This window comes from Erwinia sp. PME.40.26/001 (assembly GCF_055556675.1).
This window is the reverse complement of sequence record NZ_JBVHNP010000134.1, coordinates 1-276: the sequence shown is the minus strand read 5'-3', so window position 1 is coordinate 276 and position 276 is coordinate 1. Positions and strand designations below refer to the sequence as shown.

Here is a 276-nt window from a genome sequence, read left to right as displayed (position 1 = left end):
CCATGAAGACCACGACCGGGTACCCGATCTGCACCCACACGAGCACGACCATGAGCACGATGAGCGCCGAAGGCATCTGCCCGAGCCAGTCGTACGACGGGATGCCGAGCCCGCCCAGGATCTGGTTCAGCGCACCGGTGTCGCCGGGCCGGACGATCCAGCCGATGACGATGCCGGCCACGGCGACGGGGAGGATCTGCGGCAGGTAGTAGGTCGCGCGGAGGAAGCTGCCGACCTTGCCGCCGAACTTGCGGCCCACGACGTCGAAGAGGAGCG

Annotated in this window: 1 protein-coding gene; it reads right to left on the bottom strand. The window is 68.1% G+C overall.

The window, feature by feature from the left end; genetic code table 11:
• On the bottom strand, positions 1–276 hold a 276-nt coding region (locus ACZ3HG_RS23535; RefSeq protein ID WP_465334768.1), incomplete at both ends, for a hypothetical protein.